Genomic DNA, 16,692 nt, shown 5'->3' on the forward strand with positions numbered 1-16,692 from the left:
ACCTCAAAAATCAAAAACATACATATCATCAAGTCAAACCTTGTGGAACTTTTTTTCTATTGCGAAAAGTTTCCCAAACCCTTCAAAAACGCTCTTTAAGCCATTTTAAGACCTTAAGGCTTTGCCTTAACAACCACCACCCTTTGAAAAGCGTGGACGTAAACTTTATTTTTTATGCTATTTATTTTATTATAATTTAATTTCAATTTTTTGACAAAAAAGGTGATTCCGAAGAACCACCTCAATTGATTGTCATTATTTATTTTATTCAGCCAAAACTGCTTCGATTTTATCCAACAAATCGCCATATTGTGCACCATATGCATCATATGTAGGTTGTACTGCTGCTTTGAAGGATTCCAAATCTGGTTCTTCCACCAATTCCATACCATTTGCTACGATATCAGCCAATTCTTCTGCTTCACCATCAGCAACCCATTGACGTTGGTATGCTGCTGCTTCTTTTGCTGCTTCTGTGAAGATTGTTTGAATTTCTTCTGGCAAAGAGTTATATTTTTGCAAGCTCATTGTGATGACAGATGCTGCATAGGAATGTCTTGTCAAAGTCAACTGGTCTTGAGATTCCCAAAGTTTATAAGAATGGATAACATTGATTGGATTTTCTTGACCATCAATGGTTCCTTGTTGCAATGCTGTCAAAGCTTCAGCCCAAGCCATTGGTACTGCATTGACACCCAAAGATTCAAATGTGGAAATATAAACTTCGCTTTCCATAACACGTACTTTCAAGTTCTTTGCGTCTTCTGCTGTCACAACTGGTCTTTGGTTATTGGTCAAATTACGGAAACCGCATTCTGCAAAGGACAAACCTTTCAAGTTGATACCTTCCATTTCACCAAACAAAATTTCTCCAACTTCACCATCCAAAACTTTATGTGCTTCTTCGTAACTTGCAAACAAGAATGGCATATCCAAAACGCCCATATTAGGCACAAAGTTTACAAAAGGTGCACTTGTGATAATCCCCATATCCAATGTGTTCATTTGCATACTTTCCAACATTGTTCTTTCATCACCCAAAGTACCATTTGGATAAATTTCCACAACGTATGCGCCATCTGTTTCTACTTCTACGATTTCAGCAAATTTAGATGCTGCAATATAGAAGTTATGTTCTTCATTTACTGTGATACCCAATTTGATGACACTAGCGTCTGTGGATGCCGCCACAGTGCTTTCTGTTGATGCACCACTGCTTTCTGTTGTTGTGCTACCACCACAAGCAGTCAATGCCATTGTTGCTGCTACTGCCATTGCAATCCCTCTTACATAGCCTTTCATAATACAAATCCTCCTCTAATACATCCCCTAATTTTACAAACCTGTCCAACAGGTTTATCTGTGATTATACACGATTTTGTACAAATGTCAATACAATTTGCATAATTTCTTTCATAAACCTCATTTTAATCATTATTTTTATAATTTCATACATGAATTATATGATTAAATTTATAATCGGTCAGACCAATTTAAACATACAAAAAGAGGATAGCATAACACCATCCTCTTTCCTATTTTAATTTGATTTCACCAAGCAATCCTTAGAAAATTACGCCAGGAATAAAGATTGGAATATATACAATCATAAAGAATACTGCAATCAATCCCAAAAGATATGGAATTACTGCTTTGGATATCTTTTCGATTGGAATTCCAGTGATACTAGATGCTACAAACAAGTTGATGGCAACTGGTGGTGTAATCATACCAATTGCAATACCCACTGTAAACAAGATACCAAAGTGAATCAAGTTCACACCAAGTGCATTCATCAAAGGCAAGAATACAGGAGTCAAAATGATAACCGCTGAAGATGTTTCCATAAATACACCTGCAATCAAAACGATAACAGATACCAAGAACAAGATGACAAACTTGTTATCAGAAACAGAAATTACTGCTGTGGCAATGGTTTCTGGAATCTTCCAGTTTGCCAAAACCCAACCAAAAATACCACTACAAGAAATGATGATCATGATGATGGCAGAAGTTTTTACGCTACCTTGCATGATTGTCCAGAGTCTTGACCATGTCAAATCTTTGTACACAAACGCTGAAATAATCAAAGCATATACTACTGCGATTACAGCCGCTTCTGATGGTGTGAAGTATCCTGAGAAGATACCACCCAAAATAATCAATGGCATCAAAAGACCCCATACAGAACGTTTGAAGGTTTCCCATACATTTTTCAATGTAAATGGTGTTCCAATTGGATAGTCGTATTTATAAGCTTGGTACAAGGAAATTCCAATCAAAATCAGACCCATCAAAGTACCAGGCAAGAAACCATTTTTGAACAATCTTGTAACACTTTGTTCTGCAACTACAGCATACAATACCATTGGAACAGAAGGTGGAATTACAACACCAATTGTACCCGCAGAAGCAATGAGAGCTGCTGAAGAATCAGATCGATAGCCACGTTCTTCCAATTCTGGAATCAAAGTAGCACCTACTGCTGCTGTTGTTGCTGCACCAGAACCAGAGATTGCTGCAAAGAACATACCTGCCAAAACTGCAACGATGGACAAACCACCACGGAACCAACCAACAAGGGATTCTGCAAAAGCAACCAAACGTTTGCTGATGGCACCACTTGCCAACAAGTCACCTGCAAAGATAAAGAATGGAATTGCAATCAAAGAGAAAGAGTCTGTAGATGCAAACATTCTTTGTACCATTACCAATGTGTCTACGCCACCAACATGCAAAACAAGAATTGCTGCAATACCAATGGAGAAAGCAACTGGAATACCAATGATCAAGCCAACGATAAACGCCCCAAACAATAAACCACTCATGCTTCCACCTCCTCTTTTTTCACAAAGATTTCATCTAAGATTGCAGAAAAAGCATGTATACTCATAATACTACAACCCAAAGGCACTGACAAATACATATATTTCATTGGAACTTGCAAAGCTGCAGAAGTTTGGGTTCCAACCATATTCATATATCGCATACCATTGTATATTGCCAAGGCAAAGAAACCAAAGCACAATACATGCACCAAAATTTTCGCAATTTTTTTGATGGCAGCTGGCAACAAATCTTGAACAATCAACACAGCGATGTTGCTTCCAGATTTATATACACAACCTGCACCAAAGAAAGTACTCCAGATCAAAAGATATCTTGCCATTTCTTCACTCCAAGAAAGTGCTGTGAAGAATACACGACAAATGATTTGTACAAATGTAACGACTACCATAACAGCCAAAAAAGCCACACATAGTGCCATACAAATTTTATTCAACACATCGCTGATTTTTCTAACTCCATTTACAACCGGCATGTATAGCCCTCCCTAAATATGTATTCCCATTTAAAAAACAAAAGTATAATTCCAAGGGAAATACTGCATAGCCCTAATTGCAAAATTTGCAAGTAGATTTTTTCATCATAATTTCCAAAAACCGTAGGCGATATCGGAAATATCGATGAGGATTTTTGGTGAGGATGATGGGAAAATAAACCGCAAAGGTTGTGATGGAGGGTTGTGCAGTGTTACCCTAATAAATAAGTATATGGCGGCAGCAAGCCACCGCCATACAATTGTAAAATTTAATATTGTTATTTCATAAATGACACAGTGTCATTTGATTCGATTTCTTATTCAGCCAAAACTGCTTCGATTTTTGCCATCCAATCAGCATATTCTGCTCCATATGCATCATATGTAGGTTGTACTGCTGCTTTGAATGCGTCCATATCGATATCTTCGATTACAGTTACGCCATTTGCAATGATTTCTGCCAACATTTCAGCTTCACCATCAGCAATCCATTGTCTTTCGTATTCTGCTGCTTCTTGCGCTGCATCTTCAAAGATTGTTTGTACATCTTCTGGCAAAGAGTTGAATTTAGCCAAGCTCATTGTCATGATTGCGGATGCATATGTATGACGAGTCATTGTAAGTTGATCTTGAGATTCCCAAAGTTTGTAGGAATAGATAACGTTTACAGGGTTTTCTTGACCATCGATAGTACCTTGTTGCAATGCTGTCAAAGCTTCAGACCATGCCATTGGAACTGCATTTACGCCCAAAGATTCAAATGTGGAAAGATATACTTCATTTTCCATTACACGGATTTTCAAACCAGACAAATCATCAAGAGATTCTACTGCTTTTTTGCTGTTTGTCAAGTTACGGAAACCACGTTCTGCATAGGACAAACCTTTGAGGTTTACGCCTTCCATCAAGCCAAACAATTCTTGACCAACTTCGCCATCCAATACTTTGTATGCTTCTTCGTTGCTAGCAAACAAGAAAGGCATATCCAAAACGCCCATTTCTGGAACAAAGTTTACGAAAGGACCACTTGTGATGATACCCATATCAAGTGTACCCATTTGCATACTTTCAAGCATTGTTCTTTCATCACCCAATGTACCATTTGGATAGATTTCTACAACATAAGCGCCATTTGTTTCTGCTTCTACGATTTCAGCAAATTTTTCTGCTGCTACTTGGAAGCTATCTTCTTCATTTACTGTTGTACCCAATTTGATGACAACTGCATCTGCTGCCACTTCTGTTGCTGCATCGCTGCTGCTATCTGCTGCTGGAGCTGCGCTTTCTGTTGCACTGCTACCCCCACAAGCAGACAATACCATTGTCATTGCCATAACTGCTGCTACTTTACCTACATATTTTTTCATACTACATTTCCTCCCTTAAATTGAGTTGTTATATATAACACCTTACTCCTTGTAAGGATATTACCAAATTGTTTGTTCGGCGGCAGCAAGCCACCGCCCTACTTGCATTGTGGTTATATATTACGGGCGCATCGTGATACGCCCCTACATATTAAATGAATTTGCTTTTGTAGGGGGTGATGCCCACATCGACCCGCGGTTTTCAGTCATTCACCATTCACCATTAGCCCTTAGTCTAATTAGTATTGTCTGAAGATAGCACCTGTATTTGCACTGGTTACCATTTCTCTATAGCGTCTGAGGTAACCATCAGGTACTTCATTGATGACTGGTTCCCATGTTTCACGACGTTTTGCCAATTCTTCATCAGAAACAAGCAAATCCAATTTGTTGTTCAAGATATCAATTGCAATTCTATCGCCATTTTCAATCAAACCAATGATACCGCCAGCTGCTGCTTCTGGAGAAATATGTCCAATGGAAGCACCTTTGGATGCACCAGAAAAACGACCATCTGTAATCAAAGCAACAGAATTATCCAAGCCTTTACCAGCCAATGTTGCTGTTGGTGCAAGCATTTCTCTCATACCAGGGCCACCTTTTGGACCTTCGTAACGAATTACCACTACATCGCCAGGTACAATTTCATCTGCATTGATTGCAGCACTTGCTTCTTCTTCACTATTGTATACTTTCGCTGGTCCTTCATGTTTCAACATTTCTGGAAGCACAGCACCTTTTTTGACAACTGCACCATCAGGAGCAATGTTACCCCAAAGAATTGCCAAACCACCATCAGGAGAATATGCTGTTTCTTTGGAACGAATGACATTTTTGTCCCAAATATTAGCATTTGCAATGTTTTCACCAAGTGTTTTGCCTGTACATGTAATCACTTCTGTATCCAACAAACCATAATCAGCCAATTCTTTGAGAACTGCTGGAATACCACCTGCTGCATTCAAATCCACCAAAGCATCTGGACCTGCTGGACTGAGTTTTACAAGATGAGGTGTTTCTTTGCTAATTTTGTTGATTTCTGCAAAGTCAATTGGTACACCTGCTGCATGTGCTACTGCTGGCAAATGCAACACTGTATTTGTGGAACAACCCAAAGCCATATCTGCATGAAGTGCATTGGAAAGAGATTTTGCTGTTACGATATCTCTTGGACAAATGTTTTTCTCCAACAATTCCATAACTTTGATACCAGCTTCTTTTGCCAAACGTACACGTTCACCAGAAACTGCTGGAATGGTACCATTGCCAGGCAAACCAAGACCAATAACTTCTGTCATACAGTTCATGGAGTTTGCTGTAAACATACCTGCACAAGAACCACATCCAGGACAGGCATTGTTTTCCATATCTTTCAAATGGAAGTCTGTTACATCTTTTTTACCAATTGCACCTACAATTTCAAATGCATTTGAAAGTGTTACTTTTGTACCATCCACCAAACGACCAGGCATCATTGGACCACCACTGACAAAAATACATGGAATGTTGAGTCTCAAAGCTGCCATCAACATACCAGGAACAATTTTGTCACAGTTTGGCACAAATACCAAAGCGTCAAATGGATGTGCCATTGCCATAATTTCAATGGAGTCTGCAATATGTTCTCTACTAATAAGAGAGTATTTCATACCTGCATGTCCCATTGCAATCCCATCACAAACACCGATGGTTGGAAATACCAATGGGGTTCCACCAGCCATACGTACACCAGCTTTGACACCTTCTGCAATGGTATCCAAATGCACATGTCCAGGAATAATTTCATTTTTTGCACAGACAATACCAACCATAGGTCTTTCCAATTCTGCATCACAAAGCCCTGCTGCTTTGAAAAGAGATCTATGTGGTAATCTTGCCACACCAGCTTTCATTGCGTCACTACGCATAGTTTACACACTCCTCTATTATGTACTCAAATGTAATATTTTTCTGTAATCTGTCTGACCACTAAAAAGTCTTAAGTGAAATTATACCCCTTTTTGTACAAATGTCAATACCATTTTTTATATTTTACATGTGTTTCAAAAGTTTTTTGAATACATTGCAAAAAAATGTAGACAACTTTACATTTTGACTATATAATTGGTATGACAACTTGAGGTTGTGTTTCGTTTCACCGATTTATGCAATTGCATTTATTAGGAAACAACACAATTCAACTTGATTTCATAAATTATGTTAGAATAGAAGGTGTACAGATGAAAACAGAATTTATTCCAAAATCACAAGTCATCGCCAAGCAATTGGAAGATATGATTTTTTTGGAGAAAAAATACGCACTCGGTGAACGTTTGCCCAATGAACATGAGCTTTCTGCACAATTGGGTGTCAGTCGTTCTTCCTTAAGAGAAGCCATCAAACTATTGGCTGCAAAAGATGTGTTGACCATCAAGCGTGGCAGTGGAACCTTTGTTTCCAATACCACAGAAGAAGATTCCAATTCCTTTGGTTTGCAATATCTAAAGGATAAAGTGAAATTGGTTGCAAGCTGGTTTGAATTTAGACAAATGATTGAACCTTCTGCAATTCGACTTGCCATCAAAAATGGTTCTGAAGAAGAATTGCAAGCCATTGTAGATTCTGCCAACCGTATGGCTAGTTTGGAGCATTGCAAGCAAGAAGAAATCATCAAAGAAGATCAATTCTTTCATATTGCCATTGCAACTGCATCCCACAATGAAATTTTGAAACACATTATGCCATCTCTTGCTGATGCGGTTCGTGATTCAATTGTAACTTCTACACAAATTGGTGCTGATGTCAAATCCATTGACAATGCAATGACCTATCATCAAAGTATTGCAAAATTTATTTTGGCTAAGGATGCAGATGGTGCAGCTCTTGCTATGCAATATCATTTGACACGAGGGATCAATGATTTGAAAGATTAATTGTTCGTGTTGGGCAACGCCCACTAAATGTATACACAAAATAATGAATATTTTACTTGACACCTTAGATGTTTTTTGATACAGTGAATACAGAAATTGTATCTAAATAAATGCATTGAAAAGGAATAGTACGTTTTTTGAAACTTTCAGAGAGTTGATGGATGGTGGGAATCAACAGTAGATGAAAACAGAACTCGCCTTGGAGCAGAATGCTGAACCCATTGAAATCAGTGGCTAGGTATTTTCGGAATTTCCTCCGTTATCGGGAATTGGATATGTTTGTATCCTAATGAGTGCGTCTTTTGACGAATAAGAGTGGTACCGTGGAAGTTTTAGTCTTTCATCTCTTTCTAAGTTGTGTAATTTGGAAATGTGATGAGAGATTTTTTTATGTAAAAATCAAAAGAAAAAAGGAGAATCATTATGAATATGGAACGTTATACAAAATATCAATCTTATCCAACTATGGCAATGACAGACCGTACATGGCCAAACAAAACCATCGACAAAGCACCCAGCTGGTGTAGCGTTGACTTGCGTGATGGCAACCAAGCCTTGGAAACACCAATGGGATTGGATCAAAAACTTGCATTCTTTGATTTTCTTGTAAAAATGGGATTCAAAGAAATTGAAATTGGATTCCCTGCTGCATCTGAAACAGAATATGAGTTTACTCGTGTTTTGATTGACCAAAACTTGATTCCTGATGATGTAACCATCCAAGTGTTGACACAATCTCGTGGTCATATCATCAAAAAAACATTTGAAGCATTGGAAGGTTGCAAAAATGCAGTTGTCCATTTGTACAACTCCACTTCCACTTTGCAAAGAGACGTGGTCTTTGGCAATTCTATGGAAGAAACCACAGCACTTGCAGTTTATGGTGCAAAATTGATTAAGGATTTGTCCAAAAACTATCCAGAAACCAATTTCACCTTTGAATATTCACCAGAAAGTTTCACAGGCACTGAAATGCACTATGCTGCTGAAATTTGCAATGCAGTGACTGAAGTTTGGGAACCAACTCCAGACAACAAAATCATCTTCAATTTGCCTGCAACTGTAGAAATGAGCACACCAAATGTGTATGCTGACCAAATTGAGTTCATGTGTCGTCATTTGAAACACCGTGAAAACATCATTGTCAGCTTGCATACACACAACGATCGTGGTACTGCTGTTGCTGCTGCGGAATTGGGTCTTATGGCTGGTGCTGATCGTATCGAAGGTACGCTCTTTGGCAATGGTGAAAGAACAGGTAACTCCGATATCTTGACATTGGCAATGAACATGTACACACAAGGCATTGATCCAGAATTGGATTTCAGCCACATTGATGATATCATTGAAATTTACGAACGTTCCACAAGAATGGCTGTACCACAACGTCATCCATATGCTGGTGATTTGGTTTACACTGCATTCTCTGGTAGCCACCAAGATGCAATTAGAAAAGGTATGGAACGTATGAAAAGCGAACCAAAATATTGGGGCGTACCATACTTGCCAATGGATCCTATGGATGTGGGTAGAACCTACGATCCAATCATCCGTATCAATAGCCAATCTGGCAAAGGTGGCGTAACCTTTATCTTGGAACAAAATTATTCTTTGTTTATGCCAAAATCCTTCCAAAAAGATGCTGGTGCTGTGATCACACAAATTTCTGACGAAATGCAATCTGAACTCAGTCCAGAAAGCATCTACGAAATCTTCAAAAAAGAATATGTGGATATTCGTACACCAATTCGTTTGGTACAATATCGTACAGAAACTGTGGATGCAGAACGTGATGTTTTGGCAATCGAAGCAGAAGTTATTTATAATGAAGAAACTCATTTCATTGAAGGTGAAGGTAATGGTGTTGTATCTGCATTCTGCCATGGTATGGAAGAGTTGTTGGATATTTCCATCAACATTGTGAACTATCGTGGTCACTCTTTGGATTTGGGTACCGATTCCAGAGCCATTTCTTATATTGAAACAAAAGATGGCAATGGCAAACGCTTCTTTGGCGCTGGTACATCTTCCAGTGTTGGCAGATCTTCCTTGCGTGCAGTTGTCAGCACCATCAACAAAATGTTGTTGACCAAAGAAGATTGATTTTTGAAGAATCTACTATTTATAATGGTACTTGTATGGCGGGTCGTCGAGGACGCCAACCCCTACAATTACATCTGAAAATCCCCTGTCATTCTGTAGGGGCTGCCCTATGTGGTTGCCCGTGTAGTGACTAAAATCTTTGGTTTTATGAAAATTGTATGGTGGGTTGATGTGGCATCACCCCCTACAAAATAATTTTGGTAATTCAATATAACTATATATAAGGAGAGAATATATCATGGGTATGACAATGACACAAAAAATTCTTGCAAAAAAAGCAGGTCTCGACTCTGTTGTAGCAGGACAATTGATTCAAGCAAAATTGGATATCGTAATGGGCAATGATATCACCACTGCTGTTGCCCTCAAAGAATTCCAAAAAACAGGCGCTTCTGAAGTATTCGACAAAGAAAAAGTGGTTATCGTTTTGGATCACTTCACACCAAACAAAGACATCAAAGCTGCTGAACAATGTAAAAGCTGTCGTACATTTGCATACGATATGGGTGTCAAAAACTTCTTTGACGTTGGTAAAGCTGGTATCGAACATGCATTGCTTCCTGAACAAGGGATTGTAGTTCCTGGTCAAGCAATCATTGGTGCCGATTCTCATACATGTACATATGGCGCTTTGGGTGCTTTCTCCACAGGTATCGGTTCCACAGACATGGCAATTGGTATGGCTACTGGTGAAGCATGGTTCAAAGTACCTTCTGCAATCAAATTCAATGTCATTGGCAAAAAACAATCTCATGTCAGTGGTAAAGATGTTATTTTGCATATCATTGGTATGATTGGTGTGGATGGTGCCTTGTATCGTTCTATGGAATTTACTGGTGAAGGCATTGCAGAGCTTACCATGGATGATCGTTTTACAATTGCAAACATGGCGATTGAAGCTGGTGCAAAAAATGGTATCTTCCCTGTAGATGAAGCCTGTCTCGCATACACAAAAGCACATGCTACCAAAGCGTATGAAGTATTTGAAGCTGATGACGACGCTGAATATGACGAAGAAATCATTATTGATTTGTCCACATTGGAACCAACTATTTCTTTCCCTCATTTGCCTGATAATACACGTACCATTGGTGAAGTTGGCGAAGTCATCATTGACCAAGTGGTTATTGGTTCTTGTACCAATGGTAGATTGGATGATATGAAGATTGCTGCTGATATCCTTCGCGGCAAACAAGTTGCCGAAAAAGTACGTACCATTGTCATTCCAGCAACACAAGAAATCTATTTGGATTGCATCAAGCTTGGATATGTTGAGGACTTCATCAATGCTGGTGCGATCTTCTCTATGCCAACATGTGGTCCATGTCTTGGTGGACATATGGGTATCTTGGCTGCTGGCGAACGTTGTGTTTCCACAACCAACCGTAACTTTGTAGGACGTATGGGTCACGTAGAAAGTGAAGTTTACTTGGCAAGTCCTGCTGTTGCTGCTGCTTCTGCAATCGCTGGTAAAATTGCTGACCCTAGAAATATTTAAGGTCAAAAGCAAGATCAAAAGCAAAACCGTCAAGGCTCTGCCTTAACAATCCGCAAGGGATTTCATCCCTTGACCCGATTATTTTATAGGCTAACAATTAGACAACACAAATAATAAGACACAGCGGTCAATGTACATTGACCGCAATTATAAAGGTTGGTGGGTGGTGGGCAAAGCCCACGGTCTTTATCTTTTAAGGAGGATATTTATGAACGCAAAAGGCATGGTTTTCAAATATGGCGATAACGTAGATACAGACGTTATTATCCCAGCAAGATACTTAAACGTATCCAGCGGTGAAGAATTGGCAAAATACTGCATGATCGACATCGATGCAGATTTCGTAAACAAAGCAAAAACAGGCGATATCATTGTCGCAACCAAAAACTTCGGTTGTGGTTCTTCCAGAGAACACGCTCCACTTGCCATCAAATGTGCAGGCATCAGCTGTGTCATCGCTACTACATTTGCTCGTATTTTCTATCGTAACGCAATCAATATTGGTTTGCCTATCTTGGAATGCGATGAAGCTGCCAATGACATTGAAAATGGTGATGAAGTATCCGTTGATTTCGATAGCGGTATCATCACAAACATCACAAAAGACAAAACTTACCAAGCACAACCATTCCCAGAATTTATGAAAGCAATTATGGCTGCTGGTGGTTTGGTAGAACAAACAAAAGAAAGGGTTAAAGGTTGATTTTATGGGAAATTATAACATTGCAGTGGTTGCTGGTGACGGTATTGGCCCAGAAGTAACCAAAGAAGCTATGAGCGTTTTGACCGCAATTGGCGAAAAGTGGGGTCATACATTTACATTCAACGAAGTTTTGGCTGGTGGTTGTGCCATCGATGCTTATGGCGAATGTTTGCCTGAGTCTACATTGGATGCTTGCAAAGCTGCTGATGCGGTTATGTTGGGTGCTGTTGGTGGCCCTAAATGGGACAATGTTGCCAATGCACAACGCCCAGAAAAAGCACTTCTTGGCTTGCGTAAAGAATTGGACTTGTTCTCCAATTTACGTCCCGCTAAAATCTACGATGCTTTGGCAGATGCTTGCCCTTTGAAAGCTGAAATCGTAGAAGGTGGCTTGGATATCCTCATTGTACGTGAGTTGACTGGTGGTATCTACTTTGGTGAACGTGGCTATCGAGAAGGCAAATATGGCAACGAAGCATATGACGTAGAAACATACAGCGAAATGGAAATTTCCAGAATTTTGAAAAATGCATTTGAAGTGGCTATGCAACGTGGCAAAAAACTCTGTTGTGTAGACAAAGCAAACGTTTTGGAATCCTCCAGACTTTGGAGAAAAGTTGCTGAAGAAATGAAAAGTGATTATCCAGAAGTGGAACTTTCTTATATGTACATCGACAACGCAGCAATGCAAATGGTTAGAAATCCAAAACAATTCGATGTCATTGTAACTTCCAACATGTTTGGTGATATTCTTTCTGACGAAGCAAGTATGATTACAGGTTCCATTGGTTTGTTGCCATCTGCAAGTCTCAATGGCACAAATAAAGGTATGTATGAACCAATCCACGGTTCTGCGCCTGATATCGCTGGACAAAATAAAGCAAATCCTGTTGCTGCAATTCTTTCTGTGGCAATGATGTTGCAATACACCTTCCATTTGAGTGCAGAAGCAGAAGCAATTGAAAACGCTGTGACTGCTGTTTTGGAAGCTGGCTATCGTACAGGTGATATCTATTCTGAAGGTATGATCGCTGTTGGTACCAAAGAAATGGGTGCAGAAATCTTGGCTCGTATCTAATATTGTACGAAATCAAACACCTCTTGTCTTGACGTGAAAAACATATGTTGTTATACTGCTGTGTATAGAACATGTTGTTGTATCGTTGAGAAAGAGGTGTTTTTTTATGTATAATTTTGATGAAATCATTGACAGAACCCATACCAACGCACTGAACACAGATGGTTTCCGTGGGTATATCTTCCACGCAGACGAAACCATGCAATTCCCATTCAAAGATGAAGAATTTATCCGTATGTGGGTTGCTGATATGGAATTTGCAACACCCGATGTAATTATTGATGCTATGAAAGAACGCTTGGATAGACGTATTTTTGGCTACACCAGCCTATTTGGAAATGAATATTACAACGCATTTGCTTCTTGGTGCAAACGTCGTTATGATTGGACTTTCGATGCTTCTGATTTGTTTTCTTCCAATGGTATCATTCCAGCTCTTTATGAATTGGTGGAATATATTTGCAAAGAAGACGAAAAGCTGTTGTTCTTAACCCCTTCTTATGCATACTTCAAATATGCTGCTGATTTCAATCACAAAGAAGCTGTTTGTTGTGATTTGGTTTGTGAAGATGGGTATTACACCATTGATTTTGATGATTTGGCAGAAAAAGCTGCTGATGAGAAAACAACTTTGATGATTTTCTGTAACCCACACAATCCAAGTGGTCGTGTTTGGACAGAAGAAGAATTGGCAAAAATTGCAGATATCGTATCCAAAAACAATATGTGGATCATTTCCGATGAAATCCATTGTGATTTGTTGCGTAAAGGTCTGAAACATATTCCTATGGGTAAAGTGATGCCTGACTATACTCGTTTGATCACTGCAATGGCACCTAGCAAAACCTTTAATATTGCTGGGCTTATGTTCTCCAATATCTTGATTCGTGATTTGGGCTTACGTGCAATTTGGAAAGAGCGTCACTATGGTTTTGACAATCCTCTAAGCATTGTTGCTGCACAAGCCGCCTATGAAAAAGGTGAACCTTGGCTCAATGAATTGTCTGCTTACTTGGACGAAAACTTCAAATTTGTAGGTGAATATTTGGCAGAACATCTACCAAAAGCAAAATATCGCATTTCAGAAGCAACCTATTTGGCTTGGGTGGATTTAAACGCATACTTCACACCAGAAGAAAGCTTGACCATGTTCTTTGCATATGAAGCAGGTGTTCTTTTGGAAGGTGGCAATATGTTTGTACAAAACTCAGATGGATTCATTCGTTTGAACTTGGCTTGTCCAAAAGCCACTGTTGCAGAAGGTTTGAAACGTATTTGTGAATCTGTAAATTCTAAGAAATAAGCCCTTCTACTCAGTCTTTCATAGATTAAGGTCAAATGATGCAAACAAACTACATATATAAAACAGGAAATGACGACATACAAGTCGTCATTTTTTTGTTATCTTCTACAGAATTTTTCTTTTTTTCTTCACAAGAAACTAGATATAATAGATAGTTCTTTTTCTATTTTTCATTTGCACAGAAAATCTTCTTGTTTTTTTACCAAAACATATGCATTTTCTTCTTAATTTTGGTTCAAAATACACATATTTCAAGACATTTTATGCTATCTTTCCTGAATAAATTAGAATCCAAAAATCCATTGCCAAATCATAAAAAAAGTACTATTATAAATGAGCTTTAAGATATTACTTCCTATTATATAGTATATTCATTGTGAGGTGTTCCTATGGAAAGTTATAGTTTTCTTTTTGATTTGGCGATTATCATACTGACTACAAAGGCTTTGGGCATCATCTCCAATAAGTTCCATATGCCACAGGTGGTTGGTGCTTTGTTGGCTGGTTTGGTCTTTGGTCCTGCTTGTATCGGTGTCATCCAAAACAATGATTTCATTGAAATTACAGCAGAATTGGGTGTTGTGGTTTTGATGTTTTCTACTGGTATGGAAACAGATATCAAGGAACTGAAAGAAAGTGGCAAATCGTCCTTTTTCATTGCCCTGTGTGGTGTGTTGGTTCCACTGATTGGCGGTTTTTTGGTGGCACAGTATTTCAATCAACCAGATCGTATTCCATCTGATGCTTCCAGTACTCTATTCCTGCAAAACTTGTTCATTGGTGTGATTTTGACTGCAACTTCTGTGAGCATCACCGTAGAAACCTTGAAAGAACTTGGACGTTTGAAAACCAGATCTGGTAACGCAATCTTAGGTGCTGCCATCATTGATGATATCTTGGGTATTGTTGCTTTAACAGTCATCACAAGCTTTACCGATTCCTCTGTTAACATTGTGTTTGTGCTTTTGAAGATTTTGGCATTCTTCTTGTTTGCTGCTGTTGCTGGCGTTTGCTTCTACAAATTGTATAGCTGGTGGAGTGAATTGGCACATCGTGAATTGCATCGACATGTTGTGTTTGCCTTTGCATTTTGTTTGTTGATGGCTTATTGTGCAGAAGAATTGTTTGGCGTTGCAGATATTACTGGTGCTTTCATTGCTGGTTTGGTGCTTTCTGGAACCAAGAAATCCCATTATATTGCTGCAAAATTTGATGTATTGTCTTATTTATATTTATCACCTATATTCTTTGCAAGCATTGGATTGAAGGTTGCATTGCCAGAAATGACAGGTACCATTGTTGCTTTCTCCTTGGTTCTGGTTGTTGTTGCTGTATTGACCAAAATTGTTGGTTGTGGTGTTGGTGCAAAGATTTGTGGTTTGGAAACATATGAAAGCCAACGTGTCGGTGTAGGTATGGTTTCTCGTGGTGAAGTTGCTTTGATTGTTGCCAGCAAAGGTGCTGCTCTTGGCTTATTGGGCTCCGATTTCATTGGTCCAATTGTCATTATGGTTGTAATCACCACTGTAATCACACCGATTCTTTTGAAAATCGTATATAAGAAAGACCCAGATATGATCTCAACCATTGATGATGATGGCTTTGCTAAGAACTATGAAATACAAGAACGATTGCGTCAATTCTCACAAACTCATAGTAAAATATAAAAAAACAAGCGTTGTATTGACATCACATCAGTACAACGCTTTTCTATTGCCATAATTCATATTTTATTTTTATCCCAATTAAACTTAATTAGACCTAACATACATGAACATATCTTAATTATGTAGGGAATGCATTGTATGCATTTCACTTTCGGTACGCATACAATGCGTACCCTACAAGATATAAAAGCCCTTTTATCTTTAATTGAGACTTATTTTTCAGAATTCTTTTCCATCCAAGTTACTGCATATGTGCAAACAGGTCTAATTGTTTTTTCTTTTTCCTTTGCATAGGCATAAATTTCTTCCATCAACTGTGCTGCAATACCCTGTCCTCGTAAAGATGGATCTACCATAGTGCGATTCACTGCAAGGGATTCTCCTTCTATGACAAAATCCAATTCTGCTAAAACTTCTTTTGCTTCGTTTTCAAAAACCACTTGATTTCTGTAATTCTTCTTTGCAATTCCATAGCTACCTCCTGATATACTCCAGTGTCTACAAAAGCATTTGCATATACAAAAAATGCCTGAAATTTCATATAGAAAAATCAGACATTTTGCTTATATCGGAACGACAAGATTTGAACTTGCGACCTCTACATCCCTAATGTAACGGTGGTTTCCTATAGGGTTATTTTACAGAATTTTTTAGAGCTTTTCAAGACTTTTAAGACCTTTTTAAAACCTTTTTTAAAAACCCTTATATGGCTATATATAGTATATGTGTTCAATTTTTG

The 16,692-nt window shown here is 38.6% G+C and carries 13 protein-coding genes and 1 other annotated feature; of the genes, 7 read left to right on the plus strand and 6 right to left on the minus strand.

All coding sequences use genetic code 11. The features are described from left to right. Window positions 1-264 precede the first annotated feature (264 nt). The 5 genes from MJY40_RS10260 to ilvD all read right to left on the minus strand — a co-directional run bounded on the left by MJY40_RS10260 (window position 265) and on the right by ilvD (window position 6,596). Window positions 265-1,302 (minus strand): TRAP transporter substrate-binding protein, encoded by a 1,038-nt coding sequence (locus MJY40_RS10260; RefSeq protein ID WP_317854152.1) that lies wholly within the window; start codon window positions 1,300-1,302, stop codon window positions 265-267. A gap of 263 nt (window positions 1,303-1,565) precedes the next feature. Then, entirely contained in the window at window positions 1,566-2,828 is a 1,263-nt protein-coding gene (locus MJY40_RS10265; protein WP_317854153.1) for a TRAP transporter large permease, read from the minus strand. Continuing rightward, window positions 2,825-3,322 (minus strand): TRAP transporter small permease, encoded by a 498-nt coding sequence (locus MJY40_RS10270; RefSeq protein ID WP_317854154.1) that lies wholly within the window; start codon window positions 3,320-3,322, stop codon window positions 2,825-2,827. The genes MJY40_RS10265 and MJY40_RS10270 overlap by 4 nt, the downstream gene beginning before the upstream one ends. A gap of 317 nt (window positions 3,323-3,639) precedes the next feature. Beyond that, entirely contained in the window at window positions 3,640-4,689 is a 1,050-nt protein-coding gene (locus tag MJY40_RS10275) for a TRAP transporter substrate-binding protein (RefSeq protein WP_317854155.1), read from the minus strand. 239 nt (window positions 4,690-4,928) lie between these two features. Further along, on the minus strand, window positions 4,929-6,596 hold the full coding sequence (gene ilvD, locus MJY40_RS10280; RefSeq protein WP_317854156.1) for a dihydroxy-acid dehydratase: 1,668 nt from the start codon (window positions 6,594-6,596) through the stop codon (window positions 4,929-4,931). Window positions 6,597-6,908: 312 nt separating this feature from the next. Between ilvD and MJY40_RS10285 the strand changes: the two genes are divergently transcribed. The 7 genes from MJY40_RS10285 to MJY40_RS10315 all read left to right on the plus strand — a co-directional run bounded on the left by MJY40_RS10285 (window position 6,909) and on the right by MJY40_RS10315 (window position 15,953). Next, the gene (locus MJY40_RS10285; protein WP_317854157.1) at window positions 6,909-7,601 is read left to right on the plus strand and encodes a FadR/GntR family transcriptional regulator; all 693 of its coding nucleotides are present in this window, start codon (window positions 6,909-6,911) and stop codon (window positions 7,599-7,601) included. A gap of 106 nt (window positions 7,602-7,707) precedes the next feature. Further along, window positions 7,708-7,952, plus strand: a binding site (T-box leader). Between the two features lie 78 nt (window positions 7,953-8,030). Further along, window positions 8,031-9,704: a 2-isopropylmalate synthase gene (gene leuA, locus MJY40_RS10290; protein WP_317856445.1), complete on the plus strand. Its 1,674-nt coding sequence runs from the start codon at window positions 8,031-8,033 to the stop codon at window positions 9,702-9,704. A 238-nt stretch (window positions 9,705-9,942) separates the two neighbouring features. Next, a complete protein-coding gene (gene leuC, locus MJY40_RS10295) occupies window positions 9,943-11,202 on the plus strand; it encodes a 3-isopropylmalate dehydratase large subunit (RefSeq protein WP_317854158.1) in 1,260 nt (419 codons plus the stop codon). Window positions 11,203-11,410: 208 nt separating this feature from the next. Beyond that, on the plus strand, window positions 11,411-11,905 hold the full coding sequence (gene leuD, locus MJY40_RS10300) for a 3-isopropylmalate dehydratase small subunit (protein WP_317854159.1): 495 nt from the start codon (window positions 11,411-11,413) through the stop codon (window positions 11,903-11,905). A 4-nt stretch (window positions 11,906-11,909) separates the two neighbouring features. Next, window positions 11,910-12,983 carry a 3-isopropylmalate dehydrogenase gene (leuB, locus tag MJY40_RS10305; RefSeq protein ID WP_317854160.1) on the plus strand — a complete coding sequence of 358 codons (1,074 nt, stop codon included), beginning with the start codon at window positions 11,910-11,912 and terminating at the stop codon, window positions 12,981-12,983. A gap of 106 nt (window positions 12,984-13,089) precedes the next feature. After that, window positions 13,090-14,286 carry a MalY/PatB family protein gene (locus MJY40_RS10310; protein ID WP_317854161.1) on the plus strand — a complete coding sequence of 399 codons (1,197 nt, stop codon included), beginning with the start codon at window positions 13,090-13,092 and terminating at the stop codon, window positions 14,284-14,286. A gap of 389 nt (window positions 14,287-14,675) precedes the next feature. Beyond that, entirely contained in the window at window positions 14,676-15,953 is a 1,278-nt protein-coding gene (locus MJY40_RS10315) for a cation:proton antiporter (RefSeq protein WP_317854162.1), read from the plus strand. Between the two features lie 212 nt (window positions 15,954-16,165). Here the strand turns inward: MJY40_RS10315 and MJY40_RS10320 are convergent, their stop codons facing one another. Next, window positions 16,166-16,393, minus strand: coding sequence for a GNAT family N-acetyltransferase (locus MJY40_RS10320; protein WP_317854163.1), 228 nt, complete (start codon window positions 16,391-16,393; stop codon window positions 16,166-16,168). Window positions 16,394-16,692 lie beyond the last annotated feature (299 nt).

Origin of the sequence: Chakrabartyella piscis (assembly GCA_030067835.1) — a bacterium.
GTDB lineage: Bacteria > Bacillota > Clostridia > Lachnospirales > Anaerotignaceae > Chakrabartyella > Chakrabartyella piscis.

Coding starts and splice junctions, on each gene's coding strand:
- leuB (WP_317854160.1), top strand. CDS start 11,910: ATGGGAAATTATAACATTGCAGTGGTTGCTGGTGACGGTATTGGCCCA.
- ilvD (WP_317854156.1), bottom strand. CDS start 6,596: ATGCGTAGTGACGCAATGAAAGCTGGTGTGGCAAGATTACCACATAGA.
- MJY40_RS10310 (WP_317854161.1), top strand. CDS start 13,090: ATGTATAATTTTGATGAAATCATTGACAGAACCCATACCAACGCACTG.
- MJY40_RS10265 (WP_317854153.1), bottom strand. CDS start 2,828: ATGAGTGGTTTATTGTTTGGGGCGTTTATCGTTGGCTTGATCATTGGT.
- MJY40_RS10260 (WP_317854152.1), bottom strand. CDS start 1,302: ATGAAAGGCTATGTAAGAGGGATTGCAATGGCAGTAGCAGCAACAATG.
- leuC (WP_317854158.1), top strand. CDS start 9,943: ATGGGTATGACAATGACACAAAAAATTCTTGCAAAAAAAGCAGGTCTC.
- leuD (WP_317854159.1), top strand. CDS start 11,411: ATGAACGCAAAAGGCATGGTTTTCAAATATGGCGATAACGTAGATACA.
- MJY40_RS10285 (WP_317854157.1), top strand. CDS start 6,909: ATGAAAACAGAATTTATTCCAAAATCACAAGTCATCGCCAAGCAATTG.
- MJY40_RS10275 (WP_317854155.1), bottom strand. CDS start 4,689: ATGAAAAAATATGTAGGTAAAGTAGCAGCAGTTATGGCAATGACAATG.
- MJY40_RS10270 (WP_317854154.1), bottom strand. CDS start 3,322: ATGCCGGTTGTAAATGGAGTTAGAAAAATCAGCGATGTGTTGAATAAA.
- leuA (WP_317856445.1), top strand. CDS start 8,031: ATGGAACGTTATACAAAATATCAATCTTATCCAACTATGGCAATGACA.
- MJY40_RS10315 (WP_317854162.1), top strand. CDS start 14,676: ATGGAAAGTTATAGTTTTCTTTTTGATTTGGCGATTATCATACTGACT.